23 protein-coding genes, 2 pseudogenes and 1 riboswitch are annotated in these 19,996 nt (G+C 35.4%); of the genes and pseudogenes, 2 read left to right on the top strand and 23 right to left on the bottom strand.

What is annotated here, in order from left to right; genetic code table 11:
- Positions 1-64: 64 nt before the first annotated feature.
- The 20 genes and pseudogenes from ACQV2O_RS03920 to ACQV2O_RS03825 all read right to left on the bottom strand — a co-directional run.
- Positions 65-763 (bottom strand): annotated as a pseudogene (locus ACQV2O_RS03920) (reverse transcriptase domain-containing protein); the annotation flags it as partial.
- Positions 718-1,608, bottom strand: coding sequence for a hypothetical protein (locus ACQV2O_RS03915; protein ID WP_428875047.1), 891 nt, complete (start codon positions 1,606-1,608; stop codon positions 718-720). The pseudogene ACQV2O_RS03920 and the gene ACQV2O_RS03915, both read right to left, overlap by 46 nt.
- A 133-nt stretch (positions 1,609-1,741) precedes the next feature.
- Positions 1,742-1,948: a hypothetical protein gene (locus ACQV2O_RS03910; RefSeq protein ID WP_428875046.1), complete on the bottom strand. Its 207-nt coding sequence runs from the start codon at positions 1,946-1,948 to the stop codon at positions 1,742-1,744.
- Between the two features lie 76 nt (positions 1,949-2,024).
- Positions 2,025-2,300 carry a hypothetical protein gene (locus tag ACQV2O_RS03905; protein WP_428875045.1) on the bottom strand — a complete coding sequence of 92 codons (276 nt, stop codon included), beginning with the start codon at positions 2,298-2,300 and terminating at the stop codon, positions 2,025-2,027.
- Between the two features lie 2 nt (positions 2,301-2,302).
- Positions 2,303-2,587, bottom strand: a complete 285-nt coding sequence (locus tag ACQV2O_RS03900; RefSeq protein ID WP_428875044.1) for a hypothetical protein — start codon at positions 2,585-2,587, stop codon at positions 2,303-2,305.
- A gap of 12 nt (positions 2,588-2,599) precedes the next feature.
- A complete protein-coding gene (locus ACQV2O_RS03895; RefSeq protein ID WP_428875043.1) occupies positions 2,600-2,872 on the bottom strand; it encodes a MarR family transcriptional regulator in 273 nt (90 codons plus the stop codon).
- A gap of 27 nt (positions 2,873-2,899) precedes the next feature.
- A complete protein-coding gene (locus ACQV2O_RS03890; RefSeq protein WP_428875042.1) occupies positions 2,900-3,655 on the bottom strand; it encodes a ParA family protein in 756 nt (251 codons plus the stop codon).
- Positions 3,656-3,821: 166 nt separating this feature from the next.
- Positions 3,822-4,031 carry a hypothetical protein gene (locus ACQV2O_RS03885; RefSeq protein ID WP_428875041.1) on the bottom strand — a complete coding sequence of 70 codons (210 nt, stop codon included), beginning with the start codon at positions 4,029-4,031 and terminating at the stop codon, positions 3,822-3,824.
- Positions 4,032-4,089: 58 nt separating this feature from the next.
- The gene (locus ACQV2O_RS03880) at positions 4,090-5,040 is read right to left on the bottom strand and encodes a tyrosine-type recombinase/integrase (protein ID WP_428875040.1); all 951 of its coding nucleotides are present in this window, start codon (positions 5,038-5,040) and stop codon (positions 4,090-4,092) included.
- 89 nt (positions 5,041-5,129) lie between these two features.
- Positions 5,130-5,366: a hypothetical protein gene (locus ACQV2O_RS03875; RefSeq protein ID WP_428875039.1), complete on the bottom strand. Its 237-nt coding sequence runs from the start codon at positions 5,364-5,366 to the stop codon at positions 5,130-5,132.
- Positions 5,367-5,474: 108 nt separating this feature from the next.
- Positions 5,475-5,753, bottom strand: a complete 279-nt coding sequence (locus tag ACQV2O_RS03870; protein WP_428875038.1) for a hypothetical protein — start codon at positions 5,751-5,753, stop codon at positions 5,475-5,477.
- A gap of 327 nt (positions 5,754-6,080) precedes the next feature.
- Positions 6,081-6,245: a hypothetical protein gene (locus ACQV2O_RS03865; RefSeq protein ID WP_428875037.1), complete on the bottom strand. Its 165-nt coding sequence runs from the start codon at positions 6,243-6,245 to the stop codon at positions 6,081-6,083.
- Between the two features lie 102 nt (positions 6,246-6,347).
- Positions 6,348-6,527 carry a hypothetical protein gene (locus ACQV2O_RS03860; protein WP_428873532.1) on the bottom strand — a complete coding sequence of 60 codons (180 nt, stop codon included), beginning with the start codon at positions 6,525-6,527 and terminating at the stop codon, positions 6,348-6,350.
- 1,068 nt (positions 6,528-7,595) lie between these two features.
- Positions 7,596-9,149, bottom strand: a complete 1,554-nt coding sequence (locus ACQV2O_RS03855) for a DnaB-like helicase C-terminal domain-containing protein (protein WP_428873531.1) — start codon at positions 9,147-9,149, stop codon at positions 7,596-7,598.
- Positions 9,150-9,319: 170 nt separating this feature from the next.
- Positions 9,320-9,577 (bottom strand): hypothetical protein, encoded by a 258-nt coding sequence (locus tag ACQV2O_RS03850; RefSeq protein ID WP_428873530.1) that lies wholly within the window; start codon positions 9,575-9,577, stop codon positions 9,320-9,322.
- Positions 9,578-10,294: 717 nt separating this feature from the next.
- A complete protein-coding gene (locus tag ACQV2O_RS03845) occupies positions 10,295-10,861 on the bottom strand; it encodes a hypothetical protein (protein ID WP_428875036.1) in 567 nt (188 codons plus the stop codon).
- A gap of 909 nt (positions 10,862-11,770) precedes the next feature.
- Positions 11,771-12,082, bottom strand: a pseudogene (locus ACQV2O_RS03840) (23S rRNA (uracil(1939)-C(5))-methyltransferase RlmD); the annotation flags it as partial.
- A 123-nt stretch (positions 12,083-12,205) separates the two neighbouring features.
- Complete coding sequence (locus ACQV2O_RS03835; protein ID WP_428875052.1) at positions 12,206-12,625, bottom strand: Type 1 glutamine amidotransferase-like domain-containing protein; 420 nt, start codon at positions 12,623-12,625, stop codon at positions 12,206-12,208.
- Between the two features lie 50 nt (positions 12,626-12,675).
- A complete protein-coding gene (locus ACQV2O_RS03830) occupies positions 12,676-12,813 on the bottom strand; it encodes a hypothetical protein (protein ID WP_428875035.1) in 138 nt (45 codons plus the stop codon).
- A gap of 361 nt (positions 12,814-13,174) precedes the next feature.
- On the bottom strand, positions 13,175-13,930 hold the full coding sequence (locus ACQV2O_RS03825; protein WP_428875034.1) for a phospholipase D-like domain-containing protein: 756 nt from the start codon (positions 13,928-13,930) through the stop codon (positions 13,175-13,177).
- Positions 13,931-14,195: 265 nt separating this feature from the next.
- Positions 14,196-14,294: riboswitch (SAM riboswitch) on the top strand.
- Positions 14,295-14,365: 71 nt separating this feature from the next.
- Between ACQV2O_RS03825 and ACQV2O_RS03820 the strand changes: the two genes are divergently transcribed.
- Both ACQV2O_RS03820 and ACQV2O_RS03815 read left to right on the top strand, forming a co-directional pair.
- Positions 14,366-14,539: a hypothetical protein gene (locus ACQV2O_RS03820; RefSeq protein ID WP_428875033.1), complete on the top strand. Its 174-nt coding sequence runs from the start codon at positions 14,366-14,368 to the stop codon at positions 14,537-14,539.
- Between the two features lie 393 nt (positions 14,540-14,932).
- On the top strand, positions 14,933-16,144 hold the full coding sequence (locus tag ACQV2O_RS03815; RefSeq protein ID WP_428875032.1) for an MspI family type II restriction endonuclease: 1,212 nt from the start codon (positions 14,933-14,935) through the stop codon (positions 16,142-16,144).
- Between the two features lie 42 nt (positions 16,145-16,186).
- On the opposite strand, the gene ACQV2O_RS03810 is transcribed toward ACQV2O_RS03815, so the two are convergent.
- The 3 genes from ACQV2O_RS03810 to ACQV2O_RS03800 all read right to left on the bottom strand — a co-directional run bounded on the left by ACQV2O_RS03810 (position 16,187) and on the right by ACQV2O_RS03800 (position 19,866).
- Positions 16,187-17,380 carry a DNA cytosine methyltransferase gene (locus tag ACQV2O_RS03810; protein WP_428875031.1) on the bottom strand — a complete coding sequence of 398 codons (1,194 nt, stop codon included), beginning with the start codon at positions 17,378-17,380 and terminating at the stop codon, positions 16,187-16,189.
- A gap of 294 nt (positions 17,381-17,674) precedes the next feature.
- Positions 17,675-19,075 (bottom strand): 23S rRNA (uracil(1939)-C(5))-methyltransferase RlmD, encoded by a 1,401-nt coding sequence (rlmD, locus tag ACQV2O_RS03805; RefSeq protein WP_428875030.1) that lies wholly within the window; start codon positions 19,073-19,075, stop codon positions 17,675-17,677.
- 608 nt (positions 19,076-19,683) lie between these two features.
- Positions 19,684-19,866: a hypothetical protein gene (locus tag ACQV2O_RS03800; RefSeq protein WP_428873527.1), complete on the bottom strand. Its 183-nt coding sequence runs from the start codon at positions 19,864-19,866 to the stop codon at positions 19,684-19,686.
- Between the last annotated feature and the right edge of the window lie 130 nt (positions 19,867-19,996).

The following is a 19,996-nucleotide window of genomic DNA, read 5'->3' as shown; positions in this document are numbered from 1 at the left end:
CTATTGACTTCTGATGAACTCTAACCCTATATTCCCCTTTTGTAATATAGAAGCTATAGCCTAGATACTTAACTTTCGTTATATGTGCTACCTTGCTTTTATTTCGATTCACTTTTAACTTCAGCTTTCCCTCTATAAATGACAAGATATTTCTTAAGGTTCTTTCTGCACTTCGTTTACTCTTGCAAAATATCATCCAATCCTCTGCGTATCTTACAAATCTATGTCCTCTGTGTTCCAGTTCCTTGTCCAGTTCATTAAGCATACTATTACTTAGTAGTGGACTTAGATTTCCACCTTGTGGCATTCCAACCTTCGTTTCTTCATATTTTCCCTCGTTTATTACGCCTGCGTTCAAGTATTTATGGATTAGCGCTATTACTCTACCATCTTTTATAGTTCTTGATAGTATTTCTATTAGCTTGCTTTGGCACACCATATCAAAGAACTTTTCCAAGTCCATATCTACCACCTACTTATAGCCTTCATCCACATTCTTCTTACACGCTTTCAGGGCGTCGTGGGTACTCCTTCTTGGTCGAAAACCATAACTATTTTCGGAAAATTGTTTTTCATAGATTGGGCTTAATACTTGGGGGATCCCTTGTTGTATCAGTCTATCTATTACCGTCGGTATTCCTAACTTTCGGTATTCCCCTTTTGTTTCTTTGGGAATTTCTACCCTTAATACGGGTCGTGGCTTGTATTTGCCCGTTCTTAACTTCTCGAGCAGGCTGTCTTTGTTATCTTTGAGATACGGCATAAGTATAAATCTAGCTCTAATTCTAATTGCTCAAACGAATTGTTATGCTCTAGTTGTCCTGTGCTAGAGATAGCATAAGGGTTAGTGTGCTTATTATTTGTCATTTTTAAAGCCCTCCTTTTATTGCTAGGGCTTTTTTTTGCCTCTTGGTAGTCCTCAATCGTCATGTCTTGCGTCTGTTTATTAAAGTTATCTTTAATGCTTTCTTTTATCTTATCAAAGGTTTGATTAAAGCCCTCTAAGTTGTCTATGTCTAGTAATTTCTTTTTACTTGTTCGATAGATGCTGTTAAATTTCTTTCGGTCTGTGCGTTTAATTTTATCTAGGTTAGTAAATTTAGAGATAGCGATATATATTTCTTTTTCGTTTTCTTTCGCTTCGCTCCAATCTTTTTTAGGGTTCCTCGTTGTTATATATCTAGCTAAAACCTCTGACTGCATAGCTAAGTAAGTATAAGGTCTGCTGTCTAAAGGTGTTTCTTTGGATTTGTTGAGTATAGCTTTGCTATCTATGGCCTTACCTATCATCTCTAGTAAGTCTTGCCATGCATACAAAGTAACTAGCGACTTTATAATAAACTCATAAGATTGACCGATTGCTTCTAAATCTTCTTGCCCTGTATTTTTTAATAAATAAAAATCGTCAAACGGTTTTTCACTTGCTTTTTGCCGTTCTTCGTTTAATAGGATATTGACGAAATTATAAGCCATACGCCATGAATTAGCGTCTAAGTTTTCCCTTAATAGTTTTATAGAGTCTTGCAAATTGTCTAGGCTCCCTGCGTGTTTTGAAGTCTGACGTATAATTTCATAGTCTTTGTGCAACACCTCGCTATATGCATTCATTAAAATTTCATATGTGTTTTTATGTTCTAAAAAATTGCTAGGTGTATAATTTACCGTTGTTAAACACTTTTCTATCTCATCTATGTCTAAGCCTGTTAACTCGTCTTTAAACTTTAGCAAAGTATTGTATAATCTAATTTTTTTCTATAAATTTTAAAATATTAGTAAAAGAAAAATAAGGATAAACTAGCTGTTCTGCTTCTCTTACTAAAGAACTTTCTATCATGTGTTGCTTAGAGATAGTGATTAAAGTATTTACTCTAGTATCTGCGGGTATATCTGCATCAAAAGCTATTTCTCCTACTTCCTTAAATTTTATAATATCATCTTCAGTTATCATAGGTTAGCCTCATTTCTAAATGGTGGTATAGGTTGTTTCTCAACTTCCGCTAATACTAATTTTCAGAAGTTACTTTTTATAAATAGAATTCTTTTAATTTTTTATATTCTATAATATCTATATAAAAAATTATTTCGTCTATATTTTCATTTGAGGAACTGCAATACAGCATTTTAAATTTTGTCCCATGTTTTCCAAACATATTTAATAACATTAAAGATAATATATTAAAATTATCTTTAATCGTTATCATTTTAATGTCATTTCTTTCTTCAAAAGAAATAGAGTGTTGATTAATTTGCATAGATTTTAGAGTATCTCTAAAGCCTTTTATAAAGGTATCTTTTTCCATTTTTATGTTCCTTTCTTAAAAAATTTGTCATATTTTATAATGTCCTCTTGGTGTTTCAGCGTAAATTCTCTGCCTAAATCGTTCATAATATCGTTTATGCTCGTTTGTTGAATATAGGCTATCTTGCGTAAGTCCTCAAAGATAGATGGGTAAAGCAATAAGTTAGTGCGCTTGCTTTTTGTTTCTTCGGTGCTCTTAGGCCTACCTATCTTGCTTGCTGGGGCTTGCTTGTTCCGATTGCCTCTTATAAGTGCCTCTGCTGGGTTGTTTGCTGTAAAATCTTTCATTCTATCCGCTCCTTATATAAATATTTCGATTTCTCTAGTTGTCTGCCCGTTCTCATTCTCACTTATTTCTCTTTTTATAAAGCCGTTAGCCTCTAAGGCGTTTAGTGCTCGGTTGAGGGTACTATAATCAAAATTAAGAGCTTTTATAAAGTCGGTATTCGTGATACTTACCCTGCTTGCGCCCTCTGCTTTTAGATAGATGTATATCATTACCAATTTTTGTGTGCTGTTAATCTCTTTTGCGCCAAAGATGCCGTATAAGTCGTTTGCTGGTGTTGCTTCCATGTATAAGCCTCCTTTAAATTGATGCGCCTATTTTATGCCTAATTCGTCAATAAAGGCTAAATAGTCCGCTGTAACGTTTGCTTTCGGTGCATAGGACAATAAGTCATCTCTCATGGCCTGCGCTTCTTTAACGGCTATTGCTTCTCTTATCTTCGCATCAAAAACTTTCGTATTAATCATGCGTGCTGTATTTTCTAGCATCTCTGTTAATTGCTGGGTTAGTATGGTTCGCTTATCGTATCTAGTTATCAAAATACCCGCTACTTCTAGCGCATCATTGGTATATTTGCGTACCGTTTCGATCGTCTGACTAAGCTGGGCTAAGCCCTGTATGCTGTAAATATCTGCTTGTGTCGGTATGATAACCTTGCTTGCGCTCGTTAATGCGTTTATTGATAGTGTGGATAGGCTAGGGGGTGTATCTATAATAATATAGTCATACCTTGCGCTTAATGTGTCTAATGCTTCTTTTAGTCGGTACTCTTTGCCTAATTCGTTTTGTAGTTCATGTTCTATCATGGTTAGGCTAGGTGTTGACGCTAAAACGTCCCCCTGCTCTGTGGTTGTGATTGTATCAAGCGCCCGTTTTCGCTTGGTTAATACTTCGTATATACCTGCATCAGGCGTATCAATCCCCATTCCATAGGTTAGATTGCCTTGTGGATCTAAATCTATAAATAAAACGCTATGGCCTTTGTGTCTGATTGCATTCCCTAGTATCTGGGCTGTAGTGCTTTTAGCTACTCCGCCTTTTTGATTGATTACTGCGTATATCTCTGCCATAAAATACCCCTTTATCTAAATAGTGTTATTTATAGTATTTTCTAGTGTTATGAAAAAACAATTTTTACTATAAAAAAGAAAAATATTTTTAATGTTATGTACAAATCTGGAATTGCTATTAAAAGGTAAAGAAATAAGTTAATCAGTATCCTTATTGCATCAAGCGCTAAAAAAACTTTCCTAGCCACCCTTTCGCTTTCTGTTGGTCATACGGCATAGGGTCAACCATTTCAAACGGCACGCGTATGGGTCTCAGTCCACGCATAAACCCTGTTAACCGTTGTAAACTTCGTCGCCCTTTTCTTTTTTCCGCTTGTCTTTTTCTCTCTTTGATTTTTCTTAATCTAATACCGTCGTTATATCGATTAATCGCCATTTTGTTCTTCTCCTATAAGTTTTATAAATTTTCGTTGTCCGTTATTCGGATAGCGTATTTAACCAAAAATAGATTTTCCAATTCTCGCCTCGCTGTTATTCTTTTCTCGCTCTAAATGGTGTAGGTATATCATTGTTGTCCCTATGTTTTGATGCCTTAATAATTGCTGTGTTTCTTCCAATGTACCCCCGTTTAGTAAGTTTAACGTACCAGCGGTGTGTCTTAGGCTGTGTGCTGTCAATCTATCGCTATTAAAGCCTGCGTCAACTAAGGCCGTTTTAACTATTCCGCTTATGCTTCGAGTTGTCATGCGTTTGCCTGCGTTGTTGTTGCTGGTTGATGCGAACAAGGGCACTTTAGCGTCTGCTTGCCCTCTGGCGCTTAAATAAGCCCGTATAGCTTCCTCTACCTCTGGAATAACCTTTATATACTCTGTTCTATCGTCCTTGCCTTTACCTTGTATATATAAGGCGGTACTATCTCCCACCGCGCGCATATCTTCAATATTAGCCCTGCTAACCTCTATTGTTCTTAGTCCGCCTGTTAGCATTAAAGCTACGATAGCATAATCTCTAAGTCCTTTTAAATCGTCTGTATTGATGCGACTTAATACGCTCCCTGCTTGCTTGCTGGTTAGATAGTCCTTTTTGTGGCTCTTAGATATTTTAGCCCCTTTAACACCTTTAGCTATGTTAGGGTATAAGCCTTTTGCTTCGGTAAAATTAAAAAGTTGGCGTATGGCTATGATGTAGTTTTGTATGGTTGATGCCTTTTTGCCGTCTTCTAGCAAGGTTTGCCTATACCTTAAAATATCTTCTCGTTTCGGCTGTGTTACGCCGTTATCATACATAAATTTAATGAATTGCTTGATTGCTCGTGTGTACGTTTTGATGGTGTTTTCTGATGCGTCTATATAATTAATAAACATATTGTAAAACTCGCCAAAATCGACATTATTTGCCGTTGTGATAGGGTTGTTGTTTGTGTGTATAGTTTGTATATCATGCATATTATTACCCCCTGTTTAGTATAGCTTAATTTGCTCTAACTTCCGATAACTTTTTTATTTTTTTATAAAAACGGGGCATAATACCCCGCCTAATCAATGTTATATGCTTCTTTTATTTTATTTTTTAACGTTTGATGCGTGGCTGTATCGTTTAAAATAACACCTATAAGGTCAATCGCATCAACTAAAGCCTGTTCTATTGGTTTATCTTTGTTAATGCTCTTTATAAGTTTAGAGGTTAGCAAATTACTGCGGTTATACCTCTTTAACTGGCGTTTGTATGCTTCCCTTATAAATAGCGCCTGCTTCTTGGCGTCTGTTGTCATTTTAGGCTCTTTCAAAAGGCTCTCGAAAGGGTCTGGAGGGGCTGGTGTGGTATCCCCCCAAATTTTATTAGCTTGTCATAATCAATTTTATCTGTCATTTTATGCCCTCTAATATAATTTAAGCTGTTTTCTTATTTCTTCGGTATCTGCGTGTATATCATAAGCAGCCATGAAATAATCTCTAAAATCGTCTAAGTCTTTAGCGTTTTGAGCTTCTTCCATTAATATAATTTGTTCAGCTTCATAACAGGCTATTAAAAAGTGCAGCTCTTCGATTGAGTAGTTTTTTTCTTTTAACTGCTTTATTCGTCGGCTTCGATATTTGTTTACTCTTTCTAAAAAAGTCCCTTTATTATTTTTAATTAATTTAAACATTTCAAATTTCATTTTTAATTCTCCTTTTTATCTATCCGTTTTGAGTAATATACTTTTACCTTATAATTAGTTATACAGCTGTATGGTTCTTTAAAACTTTCTAGTATCTCAAGGTTAGGTCATCTTTAATAATATTTATCAAACAGTCATTTAATCTCTGGGCTATTCGCTTAGTGGTTTTTCTTTATTTATATCTGTGTCACTCTGTGTCTGTCCTTTTTTAAAGCATTAAGATAATTCTGGTTGTTCTTCTTTTATCTGGTCTGATAAATCAAACAAAATACACGCCACCTCGTCTAAGTCTTTTAAGATGCGCTGGTTGTAGTGAAACTGCGTATCTTAAAATCTTTTCATAATGTATACTACATACTGGTAGTCCTTCTCTTTAATCATTGATAAAGCATCTATTTGCTGTTGATATAGTTCGATAACTCTCATATGGTCGCATACGTTTTGTGCCCATTGCGAAGCTTGTTCGTGTGTTAGTTTTTGTTCTTTTTCCATTGGTTTGTTTCTCCCCTTATATGTGTTATAATTGGGGTATCTAAATAGTGGTATTTAACGTACCCCTTAGCCTGTGAGTAGTGCCTCTACTTGCGGGCTTTTTTATTGCGCTTTTAGCGCTTCGATTGCTTCTAATACCCTTGCTTTGCGTTCTGGTTTTAATGGTGTTCTTAGCCACAAAACAAGCGTACCTGCTGTTATCCCAATTTGCTGTGCTACCTGCCAATGCTTTAAGCCAGCGTCTTTTATCTTTTTCCTAATCGTTTTATTGGCTTTATCCATAAGTTGCTCCTTTCTTTGTAAGTTTAGTACACAAGTTATTATTCAATTACTATGTGTATAATAATAACACTGATGCTTATTTAAATCTATATAAATAGGCGAGTTTTATCTAATTATTATGTGTATAGTAAAACGTTGCATGTTAACAGCCTTATAATTACCTAACGCTGGTATATATGTAGGGTACGGGTGCTAATTACGGTTTAATAATGTTTCGTAACCTTTGTAAAATCTTGGAATGTATATTTGCATACCCCTATATTTAAGGCTTTATTTTTTTATGCTTAAAATTTTTAAACGGCTTTATATCAACGATAGTTTGGTGTGAGAAAATATGTACAGTACGGCGTGAAGTTCGGCCGACAGACGGGAGGGTGAGGTATGCCCCGTCTTTTATATAACCGTACCTCGATGGCGGCTCTTTTATCGATCGCATCTCCTATGCTTGTTGAGATATGTTGAAACTCTTATTGTTGGAATATGTCGAACAAAACACTAAATTTTCGCAACGTTTCGAACTTTTAAAAGATGCGCTTATACTCTGCCCGCCTGCCCTGTGATGCGCCTTTGTTTTTATGGAGTTATCAGGTTTTAAATATTTGCCCCCCTCTCACGCGCGCGCGTATATTTTTTCGGAGTCTTCCCCCCTCCCAGTTGTCTGGTTCCCCGTGGTAGGGGCATTTGATTTCATGGGGGGTATTGTCCACTTTATTAGCTTGGGTAGTACCGCATCATTAATTAATCATTATCGTTTTATAACTAAAATGTGCGACGTCGGTTTTTTAAAAATATATGGACATCATTTATTGGCTTATATTTGCGTTCTGTGACGTTTTAATGTTTTATGTATAGAGTTTTTTACATGTTCTTAGTTAAAGCTTCTGTAACGTTAATTATTTAACCGCACGAGTGCATCAAGGTACTTACTATTATCTATAAATATTATTGCCTTTACTTTGAGTCAATCTACCCTCATGCCTCGCTTGTTATTTATTAGTCCTATATCTCGCTTTATAGCCGTTTTAATTGCTTGGTTATATTAAAAACACTAGGGCATAATAAAAAGCCCTAAAATAGGGCTTCAGACTGAAGACAAACCCTTTGTGAGTTAATCTCAAATAAAGGGGTTGTCTTCAGTCTGAACACTGTTTTATCAGTGTTTATTTTATCTGTTGCTCGTTCGTAATAAGGCGCTAATATCTGTAAGAAGTCAATAATCACTAATGACGGTTCTTTTTCCCACTTAATATGCTGTGCTACTGCTTGCCTTATTTGTTTTGCTCCTATATCCCCTTGCCCCTCGTGTATAAAGATATGCTTAGCAAAGTTCTCGTATTCTTTAATACCCTCTGCAATGATTTCCTTTTCTTCGCTTGTGTAGTTCTTCCAAAATCTACCTACCGTTATACCCCTAACGCTCTTAGCATTTTTAATTGATGCGCCTTTAGCTATCACTTGCTCATAAGTTAAGCGTGATATTGTCTTGGCCATGATTTCGTGCCTGCTCATCTCTAAACTAAAAATAAGTACGTCTTTGCCTTGTTTAGCTACTGCATCTGCAATCTGTAAAGATAGGGTAGTTTTTCCTAACGAACTGATAGCACCGATAACATAAAGCCCCTCATAAAAGCCACCATCTAAATATTTGTCTAAGTGTTTAAAGCCTGTTGATATGCCTTTCTTGTTATCCTTGATAATTCCATCAATAAAACTAGGTAAATGATGCGCTGGTGACGTTCTGGCGTATAACTCGGTTATTTGTAAGTCTCTATCCGCCTCTGTTAGTGCATCTAATATTTTTGTAGGTACATTGTTAATATCGTACTTTTCAAGGTCTATTTCGCCTGCATCGATCGCCTTTATAATAGCCTCGTTCTGGTTTCGTGGCGCTTGTTGGGCTGGTGATGTTCTATCCATAAAATCAAGTTGCCCCTTATCATTGTTATGTTTTTTATACTCTGCCTGTACTTTCGCATCATTCCTGCAAAGTTCTATCATAGCTTTTTGACTTGGTAAATCTTTGATAGCTGTATCTGTTATGCCTGCATCTAACTCTCCAAACTTATGTATCCTTACTAAATCAAAGGCGTTATTATTTCCATGTGCGGGGTCTGTGTCATGTTCAGAGTATAAATAACTAGCTTCGCCAAAATCATGATATACTCTTGCGCCGTCTGTACTGCTTCCGCCCGTCCACGAATAGCGCTCTGTCCTTGTGTTGTAAGTATATGCTTCGGGTATAAACTTGCTTATAGCATCATGGATATTATAGGTGCGGTTAAATGCGCCAATATAGCCGTATTTCTTGTGAGGGTCGGTTATATCTCCACTGGGTCTAGTTCCTGTTACGTCTACCTTTGCTTGTTCTTTAGGGTGTAGGTTCCATTCCTGCGCATAATCGGTAGTAGAGTATTGGCTTAATACTGCTTGTGTATCTATTGGCTTACCGTCTGCCCATTCGCATATATACTCGCCATTTTTAGGGGTTGTAGGGTAAAACATGGCTCTGGCTGGCTCAAACGTTGAACTGTCTAAGGCTTCCATATCCTGCGGGTTAATACCTGCTATATATCTTGCTATCGCCTCATATTCTTTAGGGCTTACCTCTTTGTCTAAAGGCATTAATAGTCTAAATGCTGGGGTGTCTGCTAAATGCGAGTGAGTAGTATATAAAATAAAAGCATAATCAGAAGCATTTAAACGGTCTGTTATATCGTTAAAATGTTCTGGTGTTCCGTTGTCAAAGTCAAAGGCTAATAACGTTCTTAGTAGTATATTTTTATTATCTCTGTTTAACCCTGCTCTTGGTTCATTGACTGATAGCCACCCCCTACAAAAGCGCCTCTTTTATTCTTATGACTTAGTTTGTATTCTCTTTGCTCTGCGTATTTTTTGCTATTTTTGTCATATTTCGCGTGATAGCTTTCTACGGTGTCTGTGGTAGCATATTTATCTTTAAAATCTTTTATAAAGTCGTTCCAATCGACTAATTTATTTTCATAACTATTAGCTATTCTTACGCTTGGGGTTGTTGCTATTTTAATTTGCATTGTTTTGCCTCTTTTGTAAATATTTTTTTTAATACCTCTGTTTACTCTGGGTACTTTTTTGTAGGTCATTTTTGTCACTATCCATTTTTTAGGGGTGCCATTTCTGCCTATTTTATCTTTTTAGGGTGTGCGTTTTGTGGTCTTTTCCCTTTTTAGGGACTCCAATTCTTCATTTTTGTTTATGTGTGTTAGCTATCACTCCTTTTGCGCTGGCACTGGTTTTATACTTACCTTTTCATATCTCCCCTTTTACACTTTGTTTACACTCTTTACTCTTGCGCCTTTAGATTACCTTTGTTTTCGCATCAATTTGCTACACTTATTTTAAATTCGTGAACGCTGGGGCGGTGTATAGGTTATCTAGATTAATTGATGCGACTACCTTTTTGCCCCCGCTGTCGCTGGGGTTTTTTTTCTTGCCTTTATATTAAGGCCTGCTCGCCTGCCCTAGCAAGGGCGGGCTAGGCCGTCTAAGTATACTTACATGTACTTACGTATACTTATGGTCGGTTTTTTTAAACACTGTAAATCGTTGGTGCTCTAAGGATAAGGCGTGTTTTTTAACTCGTTTAACTTGTGCTAAATGCCGTAGGTACTTGTGCTAAATGACGGGGGTGTTAAATTGCATACGCTTATTTTATTACAATGTATACAAAACCACTAAATTACTGTATGTATAATAAACAGGCCAAAAATTACCCGCTAAAATCAAGCGGGCTAATTTAAGGCTTTGTTAAAAGGTGTATATTGAATTATAAACCCTTCAATGGCTCTGCTACCGTCTAATTTGTAAATATCGTAGCCTTTAATAAATTTCATTTTTTTCCATTCGGTCAATATGTTTTCGGCATTATCTTTAAGAGTCCGTCTTTGGTTATAGGTAGGGTTTGTTTTGCCAACTTCTTTGCAAAGTGTATCTAGTTTTATCTTATTGCCTTTAACTTTGTTGCGGTTGTTGCGCATAGCTAATATGCGGGTAGCTAAGGCGTTCCTTAGTAAAGCATCATCAAAGCCTTTGCCATTCTCTAATAACTCGCTAGGTATAAGACTGATTAAGCCGTTATTAGGGTTTAAATGTCTAGCATACATTAATAGAGGGGGCTCGCTTTGTATTTGATAGGTATCTGTTGCTTTACCGCCGTTAAATCTAGCGTATACCCGCTTTAAAACGATCAAATTTTCATCAATAATAAAACTTTGTAAATCGCGAGGTATAGGCCGTTTGAATATTCCTGCCCATTCCGCTGTTGCGTCTATAACTATTTTCGGAAAATTGTTTTTCATAGATTGGGCTTAATACTTGGGGGATCCCTTGTTGTATCAGTCTATCTATTACCGTCGGTATTCCTAACTTTCGGTATTCCCCTTTTGTTTCTTTGGGAATTTCTACCCTTAATACGGGTCGTGGCTTGTATTTGCCCGTTCTTAACTTCTCGAGCAGGCTGTCTTTGTTATCTTTGAGATACGGCATAAGTTCATATACACTCATCTCATCGATTCCGCTAGCTCCCTTATTGGATACTACTCGCTGATTGGCTTTATTCAGATTTTGTCTATCCAGTATCTTCTCAAGTAGCCCAGCATCACTAAAGTTTGTGTCGATATGCTTTGTTTCAGTAATCCTCTGTTAGGCGAATGCTCTTAGCTCCTCTTTCTGTTCCGCAGATCCCCTCCCCAAGTAGCCCTCTGTTTCTTTCTAAGGTTTTCTATTCTTGTATCTATCATCAGTTACACTCATTTTCTTCATATCTCCTAAAGTTCACTCCTTCCCCATTCGTCTTAAGCCGTCGGCTACTATGACTTCTGCTGACTTCTTACAGTTCGTTGTTACTATAGATTTCTTACTCTGTTTCCACCTACCTGTAAGACCTCCCCAGGTAAGAGCACACTCTTTCACTCCATATATCTGCCACATTTACTGTATTTATTCCCGAGTAGTTATTGGACTTTAACTTGTCTAGCAGCCTTATCCATAAGTACAGCCTGATGTGATTTCTGTTCGTCAGATCGGAGTTTTGCCTACACCTTCCTTCAGATTCCACCTCATGATGGACACCCTTGGTGTTCGGCTATGTCTTTCCCACTACTAGGGCAGACTAGGGACTTTCACCCATTAGATTGTGCCCATGCTGGGCACACAAGAAAAAGCCCCCTTGACTGCTAGCTCAATGGGGCTTTACGAGATACTCCAATTTAAATCATCTTAAAATGTTTTAAAGCCTCCTTAATTGCCTCTTCTTTTTCAGGTGGACAATTAGGTGCTATAGGATTTTCCTTCTTTGAAACATTATAATTTTTACCAACTTCAAGTCCACATTTCTTCTTTACTTGCGATATATAACGATTAGATACTTTCATGCCGTGTTTCTTCATAACATATTCTTTAATTTCTTCATAAGTAGCCTTACTTTCAGATGATGTTACATCTAACTCGTCCATATCTAATTTCACTTTAATACATTGGTCGATATCTAGTTTGGACAATAACGCTACCGTCTCCACATGTGTCGGAGTTAAGGTAAGTATGCAAACTGATATATGGAATACGGAGTTTTACTGTATTTCATTAGTAGTTCTAAATTCCAAAAATATTAATTTTTATTTAAAGTCTGCTAACTTAAAATAAAATTATTTCTTTTCAACTCTATCACCTAAAACAATGATTGCTTCACTGTTATTAAGCGTAACAATATTTAATTTTTCTGAATAATCATTGATTATAGCATCAGCTGATTCAATAAAAGGAATCTCTTTAAAATGAGGGACTATATAGAAGTCAATCAGAGATAAACCTTCATAATCACTTAATGTTTTTGCTTTTTCTTTATCATCCATTTTTTGTGAATATTCAATATTATTAGTAGTAATTATTGCACCAACTGATTCACCAATGTAAATCATTCCTTTTTGAACGTTTTCTTGAATAATTGTTATCAAATTAAGTCTTTTTAATTCTTGTAGTAAGTAAAAACTATTACCACCAGAAAAATAGATCATTTCACAGGCTTCAATCTTTTCTATAATATTTTCTCTGTCAATTTTACTTATATCTAATTCATTAACTTTTACACCTAGTTCTCTAAACGTATCCTTGGCATCTATACATATTGGGTATATTCTTCAACGATTGATGCAGTCGGAATAAATAACACCTCATCATGCCCGACATTTGATAAAAATTCTTTTATTAATTCTCTTGTCCCATATAAACTTGATGTTAAAAATATTTTCTTCATAGAAATTATTCTCCTTCAAAAATTTTGTTAATTCTTTTTTTACTACACTTATTTAATCAAAAATATACTTCATATCACTACCAAAAGAACTTCTATACATATTTTATTTGAGGTAGAAATTTAAAAGTTAGTATCCATAGTTACTATTTTCTTTTGCCATAATTATAACATGAGACTAAAATATTTAAACGAACCGATACCTATGTTATAACTGCGAACTCTTTAAATTTCAATAATTACTTTTATTTTTATAATTATTCGAAATTTAAAATTATTTTCGTAAGGAAGTCGAAGCTTCTATATGTGTCGTCAGCTAATTAAGGGTTTATAATAATATGTTGAAATTGTATTTGAAAGCAATTTAATTATTTTCAGTATATAGACACATAAATTCTTCAGCAAAACTTGAAACCAAATTCCTATCTAGTGCTGTCGCTAAAGTTTCATTATTATAATTAGCAGCTTGTGACCAGTTGTAGGATCCATGCATAATATAATCTAAATCAATAATACAAAATTTATCATGCATTCTATTACTATTATAATACCCAAATTTTTTTATGACTTTTACATCAAATTCATTTTCTTTTAATTTTTTCACCATGCTCTCATTCGATTTTTCATCAGAAACAATTAACCGAACGTTTAATCCTAGATCTTTCTTAATTTTTAACTCTCTAAAAATTTTATCATTACTAAACCATGCTACGGCAGCCCAAATAACAAATTTTGCTCCTCTAATACCTTGAATAAGTGTATCTTCTATTTCATCAAAATGAACATCGTATTCTGTATATTCTTCAGGTAAATCAATGATCATTGGTTTTATTTCAACTCTTTGCAATGCATACTCATCAGTTTCTTCATAAACATATTCGAATACTTTATTTATCTCTTCTTTAAGTTCATTAGCTTCGTTTAATAATGGAACTGGAACCCTCAATTCAATTATCTCCCAATGTTGATAAGAGCGAATTGCAAAGTCATATTGAGGTACAGAATTAATTTTAGACCTTGAGATAATTTTCATCAAATTTTCTTTATAACCCATTTCTTTAAATTTGTTATCATATTTCAAAACTTCAAATATAGTCTTCCTAAAAACATTAGTATCCATACTTTTCTCCTATCACATATACTTAAATTTTTATATTTAATGATACTATTTAAACAAATTATATAATAATCTTATTTAGATTTATTAAAAACTTGTACCAAATTGTATTTTTATATCTCTATTAATAATAGCGCTATTTAAAATATATTTCAGAAGTTTAATATCACATAATATTTTTTAAAATCGTAATTCTACTCTATATTAAAAACAAAACAAACAATTTTTCATAACTAATTAATACTTATAGTATACAATTAAAAACCACAACTTATCCAGAGCAAGCAGAGGGAATTGGCCCAATGAAGCTGCAGCAACCTACCTTTTGGCAAGGTGCTAAATCCAACTCGAAAGAGAAAGATGAGTCTAATCTAGTTATCTAGCACGACGAATCTCGTTGCGCTTTTTTAATTGAATAAATAACTAGGAGTGGTTGAAATGTTTGAAGTAGAAAAATTAACCTTTAAAGAATTTTTGTATGGCTTGAAATCTTTTAATATTATCCCTCACTTTCGTTTAAGAAGAAGTCAGAGCGGGGAAATAAGTGAGCAAGATTGGGTTACACGTAATCCAAATAGAGGGGCTCATATTGGACGATGCTGCACTTGTTGAGTGGGTAATGCGGATAATAATGATTCCAGTCATTTTTGCGAAGCCTATGATGAAGAAACTTACAATCATATAATAAATTTACTGTTCAATTTATCCTTTACAGACATTGAATATAAGGTTATTCAAATAAAATAATCTTTTATATATGATACATTGCAATAATTATTGCGACACTTCTCATGAGCGAGGATTACCTTGTTCTAGGTGGCTGCGTTCTATTTGCAATTTATATTCTAGTCTCTATTTTTACAGACCTTGTATTGCTTAAGCATAATGTAATTGTTACAATGATAGTATCTGAATCTCATTAGCCAATCGAGTTTGAAAGCTAATAATCAATCATGTCGTATGTTTTTATGATTTAGAGATATTTAAGTGAAAGGCAGATATTGAATGTTTGTAAATGAAAACTTAATGAAATATAAATCTGGTCAAAGCGTTAAAGAACTCATATACAATGTCATTGAGCCTATTTGCGACGATCCAAACTTTAATGTTGAATTTAGTTCTAATTATAATATTGGGTACCCCAATAAAGAAAAACAATTCAAAATGGACTTTAAAGTCGTCTTTTCAGAATTCAATAATGAAACTTGGCTTATTAAAGGCACAAGTTCTGTCAGAAACGATCGCATCTATGGAAACGAGTACATGGCTCAAAATATTCGCCTTATTAATGATAATATCACAAAGATTTTTCTGGTTGTTCCTGATTCCATTTCTGAAAAAGAAATGCAAAATGCGAAACGTTATTCCGAGAAAATCAAAAGTGAGACATACGTTTCCTTCATTACGGATGTTATCACTGTGAATCAATTAGCCAGGAAAATAGTAACAAAAACAACCGAAAAGATGCCACAAGGCCAAAGAGCAAATGTTTTAGGATCTATTTCAGAAAATAGTGCTGTTTTATTTTTTAAGGACCCCAAAAATATAGAGTTATGGAATGATTACACAAATGCATCAAGAACCATAAAATCTTCAACCTATATATTATTCAAAACTGTCTTGTTAGCTATTGGTCTTACCGAGGGTGTGGACACCATCAAAAATATCGAGGCATCATCAGACATTCCTAGACTTTCTAATAACGGATTACCTAAAACTGATTTGACCGTATGCATTGAAATGAGTAATGGTCAGAAGTTGGTGCGAAACATTAGCATTAAAAATTCTACCGCCAAGGAAGTTACTATTCACGAAGGCAATATTGCTGACCTGATATCAGCATTAGACATAGATCATGAATCTTCCATAGCTAATGCACTATTGAAATTCGAGAAAGTAGGCAGTCGGAAGCGTCTTCTTGAAACACATCCAAACTCTATCAATATTTTAGATAGTAACTTATCTGAGTATAATGAACAGCTACTTAAGTTTTTCATTTTTGGAGACAACAATCCCTTAGTCAATGACCCAGTTCAGATAGCCGATATGATAATTTTCACGCACAAATTTGAAGTTTTTAAGAAAGATGAATATATATCTTATTATCTCGAAAAATACAGCCATAGTGGTCAATTTGGAACCCCATTTAAATGGACATACCCAAGTAAAAAACGTGGCAAAAAATTTCAAATTAAAGGATTCACAAATAATGATTAAAAAAGTCGTTCATTTAATTACGAATGAACGACTTGATATTTATTATATTGCTAAACTCAACTGTTTTTCTGCTGGAATAGGCTCGTATTCCTGGCCTTCTATCATCACCTTTTTCATTTCATCCGCTACCGCTTTAACCATTGGGATGGCTACTGAATTTCCTAACTGACGATACATTTGAGTTCTGGATATTGGAAATAAAAAATCATCAGGGAAGCCCATGAGACGCTTACATTCCAATTCGCTCAATAGTCTAAGTCCTGTTTCACCATCTTCTACAAAAGTTCCTGTCAACCGCTGTATTTTATGATAGCTAGAAACCAATGTATTAACCCGTATATCACTCTCAAAATGAATAATTTGTGGCTTACCATCGTCTTTCTTGAAGAGATAATTTTCTTGGAGATGTTTAGAAATTGTATATCCCTTAGGATTCCTCTCTAAAATATCTTTAACTGGAACTCGAATGTTTTCATTCCCATGAGGCAACTCAAATTCTTTTACGTTTAAGCTTGGATGGAATCCAACAATAATAACTCTCTCCCGACGTTGTGCTAATCCAAAGTTCTGAGCGTCTAGCACATCATAAAAAACGGAATAGCCTAGTTCTGTAAGTTGCTTAATTATAATATTAAAGGTGCGTCCCTTGTCATTATTCAAGAGACCTTTTACATTTTCAAGTAAAAACATCTTAGGTTGCTTTGCTTTTAATATGCGAAGCACATCAAAAAATAGCGTCCCCTGAGTCTCATGAGCAAATCCCTCACGTTTTCCGATGTTGCTAAATGGTTGACAAGGAAATCCGGCTAATAAGACATCGTGATCTGGGATATCATTCTCATCAATTTGAGTAATGTCACCATAAGGAGTCTCTCCATAATTTGCTTCATAGGTTTTAGCAGCAAATTGATCCCATTCAGAGCTAAATACACACTCATAATCATCATCTTCAAAGGCTTGTCTTGTGCCACCGATTCCAGCAAAAAGGTCGATAAATTTCATTTTGTCTGCCCTTTCCTTTTCATTTTTGATATTCTGATATTCAAAGGAATCTTCACAAATAATCGTATTTTCTTTAGTAGATGATTCTTCTAAATTTTCAATAGCATAGTAGATTAGTTCAATAACCTTTTGACTAAAGCTAGTGCATCCTTCAATAGTTATACCTTCTATCATGTCAATATCTGACTCACTAAAATAAATGCTCTTAGCTTTACGTTTTTCTGATTCAGGCAACTTACTACGTCCTGCACCTTCTCTGGCTCCCCCATGCATATTAAAACCCCTTTTTATCTTTTCTAAATTGTACCAACCTTTTTTTGAAAAATCAATGTTTTAATTCAAGTTAGACTCAGTACATTTGGCCATCCAATTGTTCAATTAGTAATCATTGTTCAATTCTCCTAACCAGTTTCCTCTCACAATTTTACTAAATACTGACAATCTATCCCTAAAACTCTATTTAAACACAGAAAAAATGCTTTAATCAGATTAATCATATGACATAAGGCTTATCGAATCAGGATTTTCTTACACTTTCTTTTCAATCAATACCACACACTCCACATGCGTTGTATGCGGAAATTGATCCACCGGTTGAACAGAGACCAATTCATAACCAAAGTCACGTAACCAAACCAAATCCTCTGCTAAACTTTTAGGGAAACAAGAAACATAAACAATTTTATCCGTACCAAATCTTCCAATGGCACGCATGACTTTTCCACCGGCCCCAGAACGAGGAGGGTCTAATAGTAATAAATCAGGTCGTCCCCACTCGGTTTCCAAGCGCTTCAAGCCATTTCTCGCATCACTGGTCATAAAGAAGGTATTGTCTAAGCCGTTATCAATCGCATTGCGAATAGCTGATTGAATCGACTGGTCAACAATCTCAATACCGGCTAAGTCTTTAGCCTTTTCAGCTAGAGGCAAACTAAAAGTTCCCACCCCGCAGAAAAGATCTAAGACGCGCATTTGATCATTGACCTGGGCGAATTCCAAGGCTAGTTGTACCAATTTCTCCGCTTGGACAGGATTGGCTTGGAAAAAGGTCTCCGGCCAGATCCGATAGCGAAAGCCATTTAATTCGTCATTAATATAATCGCGCCCATGAAGAATAAACGTTTCGTCGGCTTGAATCCGTTCCGTCGCTTCCTTGTGTAGAATCCATTGTAAACTAACTAATTGATCGAAGCGTTTGCTTAGCCGCTGACTCAAATCATCCACTGCCTCTTGCATTTGACTAGGTGCTTCAGTGGCATAAATCACTACCATCAACTCCCCGGTGACAAAGGATTGACGCAATAAGAGATTTCTCAAAAGACCTTTTTGAGTCTGTTTGTCATAATAGGATAATTGATAATCTTTTTGCCAGTCGGCGACTACTTCTTTTACCCGGACAAATAGTTTAGGAGCAAGCACCGAATCTTTCATATCGATGATTTTGGTGAAGTTACCTTGTTCATGCATACCGATAGCCCCTTCAGCTCCGAAGCTTAACTCCATTTTATTACGATAATGGGTGGGATCATCCATCCCAATAATGGGTCGAACACAAGCCGGATCGAATCCTTGGCTTGCTAAATGGTCCTTTACTTCTTGGGTTTTATAAGCTAACTGAGCTGGATAGGTCATGGAAATTAATGGCGTTCCCCCGGCATTGGCGTCTTTGAGCGGAATATCAAGATTACGATCAGGACTGGCTGCTAATAATGCATCAAACGGTACGACTGCTTGCTTTCTGCCCTTGGCATTAGGTACCGTCACCCGAACTCTATCCCCTGGAACGGCATTGGGTATAAATAATTTCAAGCCCTTTCCATTCGACCCACGGTCTGGCGCATGGACATAACGGGCATAGCCATTTCCTTTATGGTCTAACTCAGTAATTTCAACTTCCAATACTTCAGTCGGAAATATTTCTTTTTTCATTCACTCACTCTTTCTACTCATCATTTCCTTTAACAGCTTTCTGCTTTTTCTTCAACCATTGCGAATAAGAACCAGTGTATAACTTTCCTTCAATGCCTATTTCATCTAAGGCTAATAAATTGCTACAAGCGGTTACGCCCAATCCTCAAGACACCATGAGCTCTTTGTCTTTAAGGTCTTTGAAATGAGCTTATAAACTTTTCTGGGACCTCATATACCCCTTATCATCGTACACCAATTCGTAATAATATGACTTGGCATGCGGAATGTGACTCGCCTCATCATATAGTGGCTCCTCAAGTCCTAAATAGTAGTCATCGCCACTGGCTTGATCATTTCCCAGTGTTACATTTATAAAAAAGCTTTTGGATACTGGCTAAGTTCATCGATTTCAATAAAGCGCTTCATTAAATACCTCTTTTCTTACTACTTTAAGCTAAGTTTTTAAGATTGTTCCTATATTATATCATGAATGAATAGACATTCCTTGGCTACTTCTAAGTCTTGTAGTAGACAATTAAAATAAGACTCCTATCGATAGAAGTCTTATTTTCTATTTAAATGAAATGCTTTAATAATTAAATTTAAAAACCTAACCTTTCCTCTTCCTAAAATCCGTCTTCCTCATAGCCGTTGCTATTGGGATCCATCGCATTGATACTCGCTTGTATAAGAGATTCGCTGCATTTTTTGCAGTAATATTCTTCAAACTCAGGTTCTGAACCTTCCCAGTCAATTTTAGACTTGGAAAACTCTTTCCCGCAATAAGAGCACTGATATTTCTTAGCCATAGCTTTTGCTCCTTATAATCAAAAAATTTATTTTGATTATAAAATATGCCTACTTTCTTGTCTATCAAATTTATTTGTATGACATAAATTTTGATATTTAATTTCCCTAAATAAAAATTAAGAGTCCTTT

Origin of the sequence: Facklamia sp. P13055 (genome assembly GCF_050409445.1) — a bacterium.
Classification (GTDB): Bacteria; Bacillota; Bacilli; order Lactobacillales; family Aerococcaceae; genus Facklamia.
The sequence above is the reverse complement of the archived record's forward strand: the minus strand, read 5'-3'. Positions and strand labels throughout refer to the sequence as shown.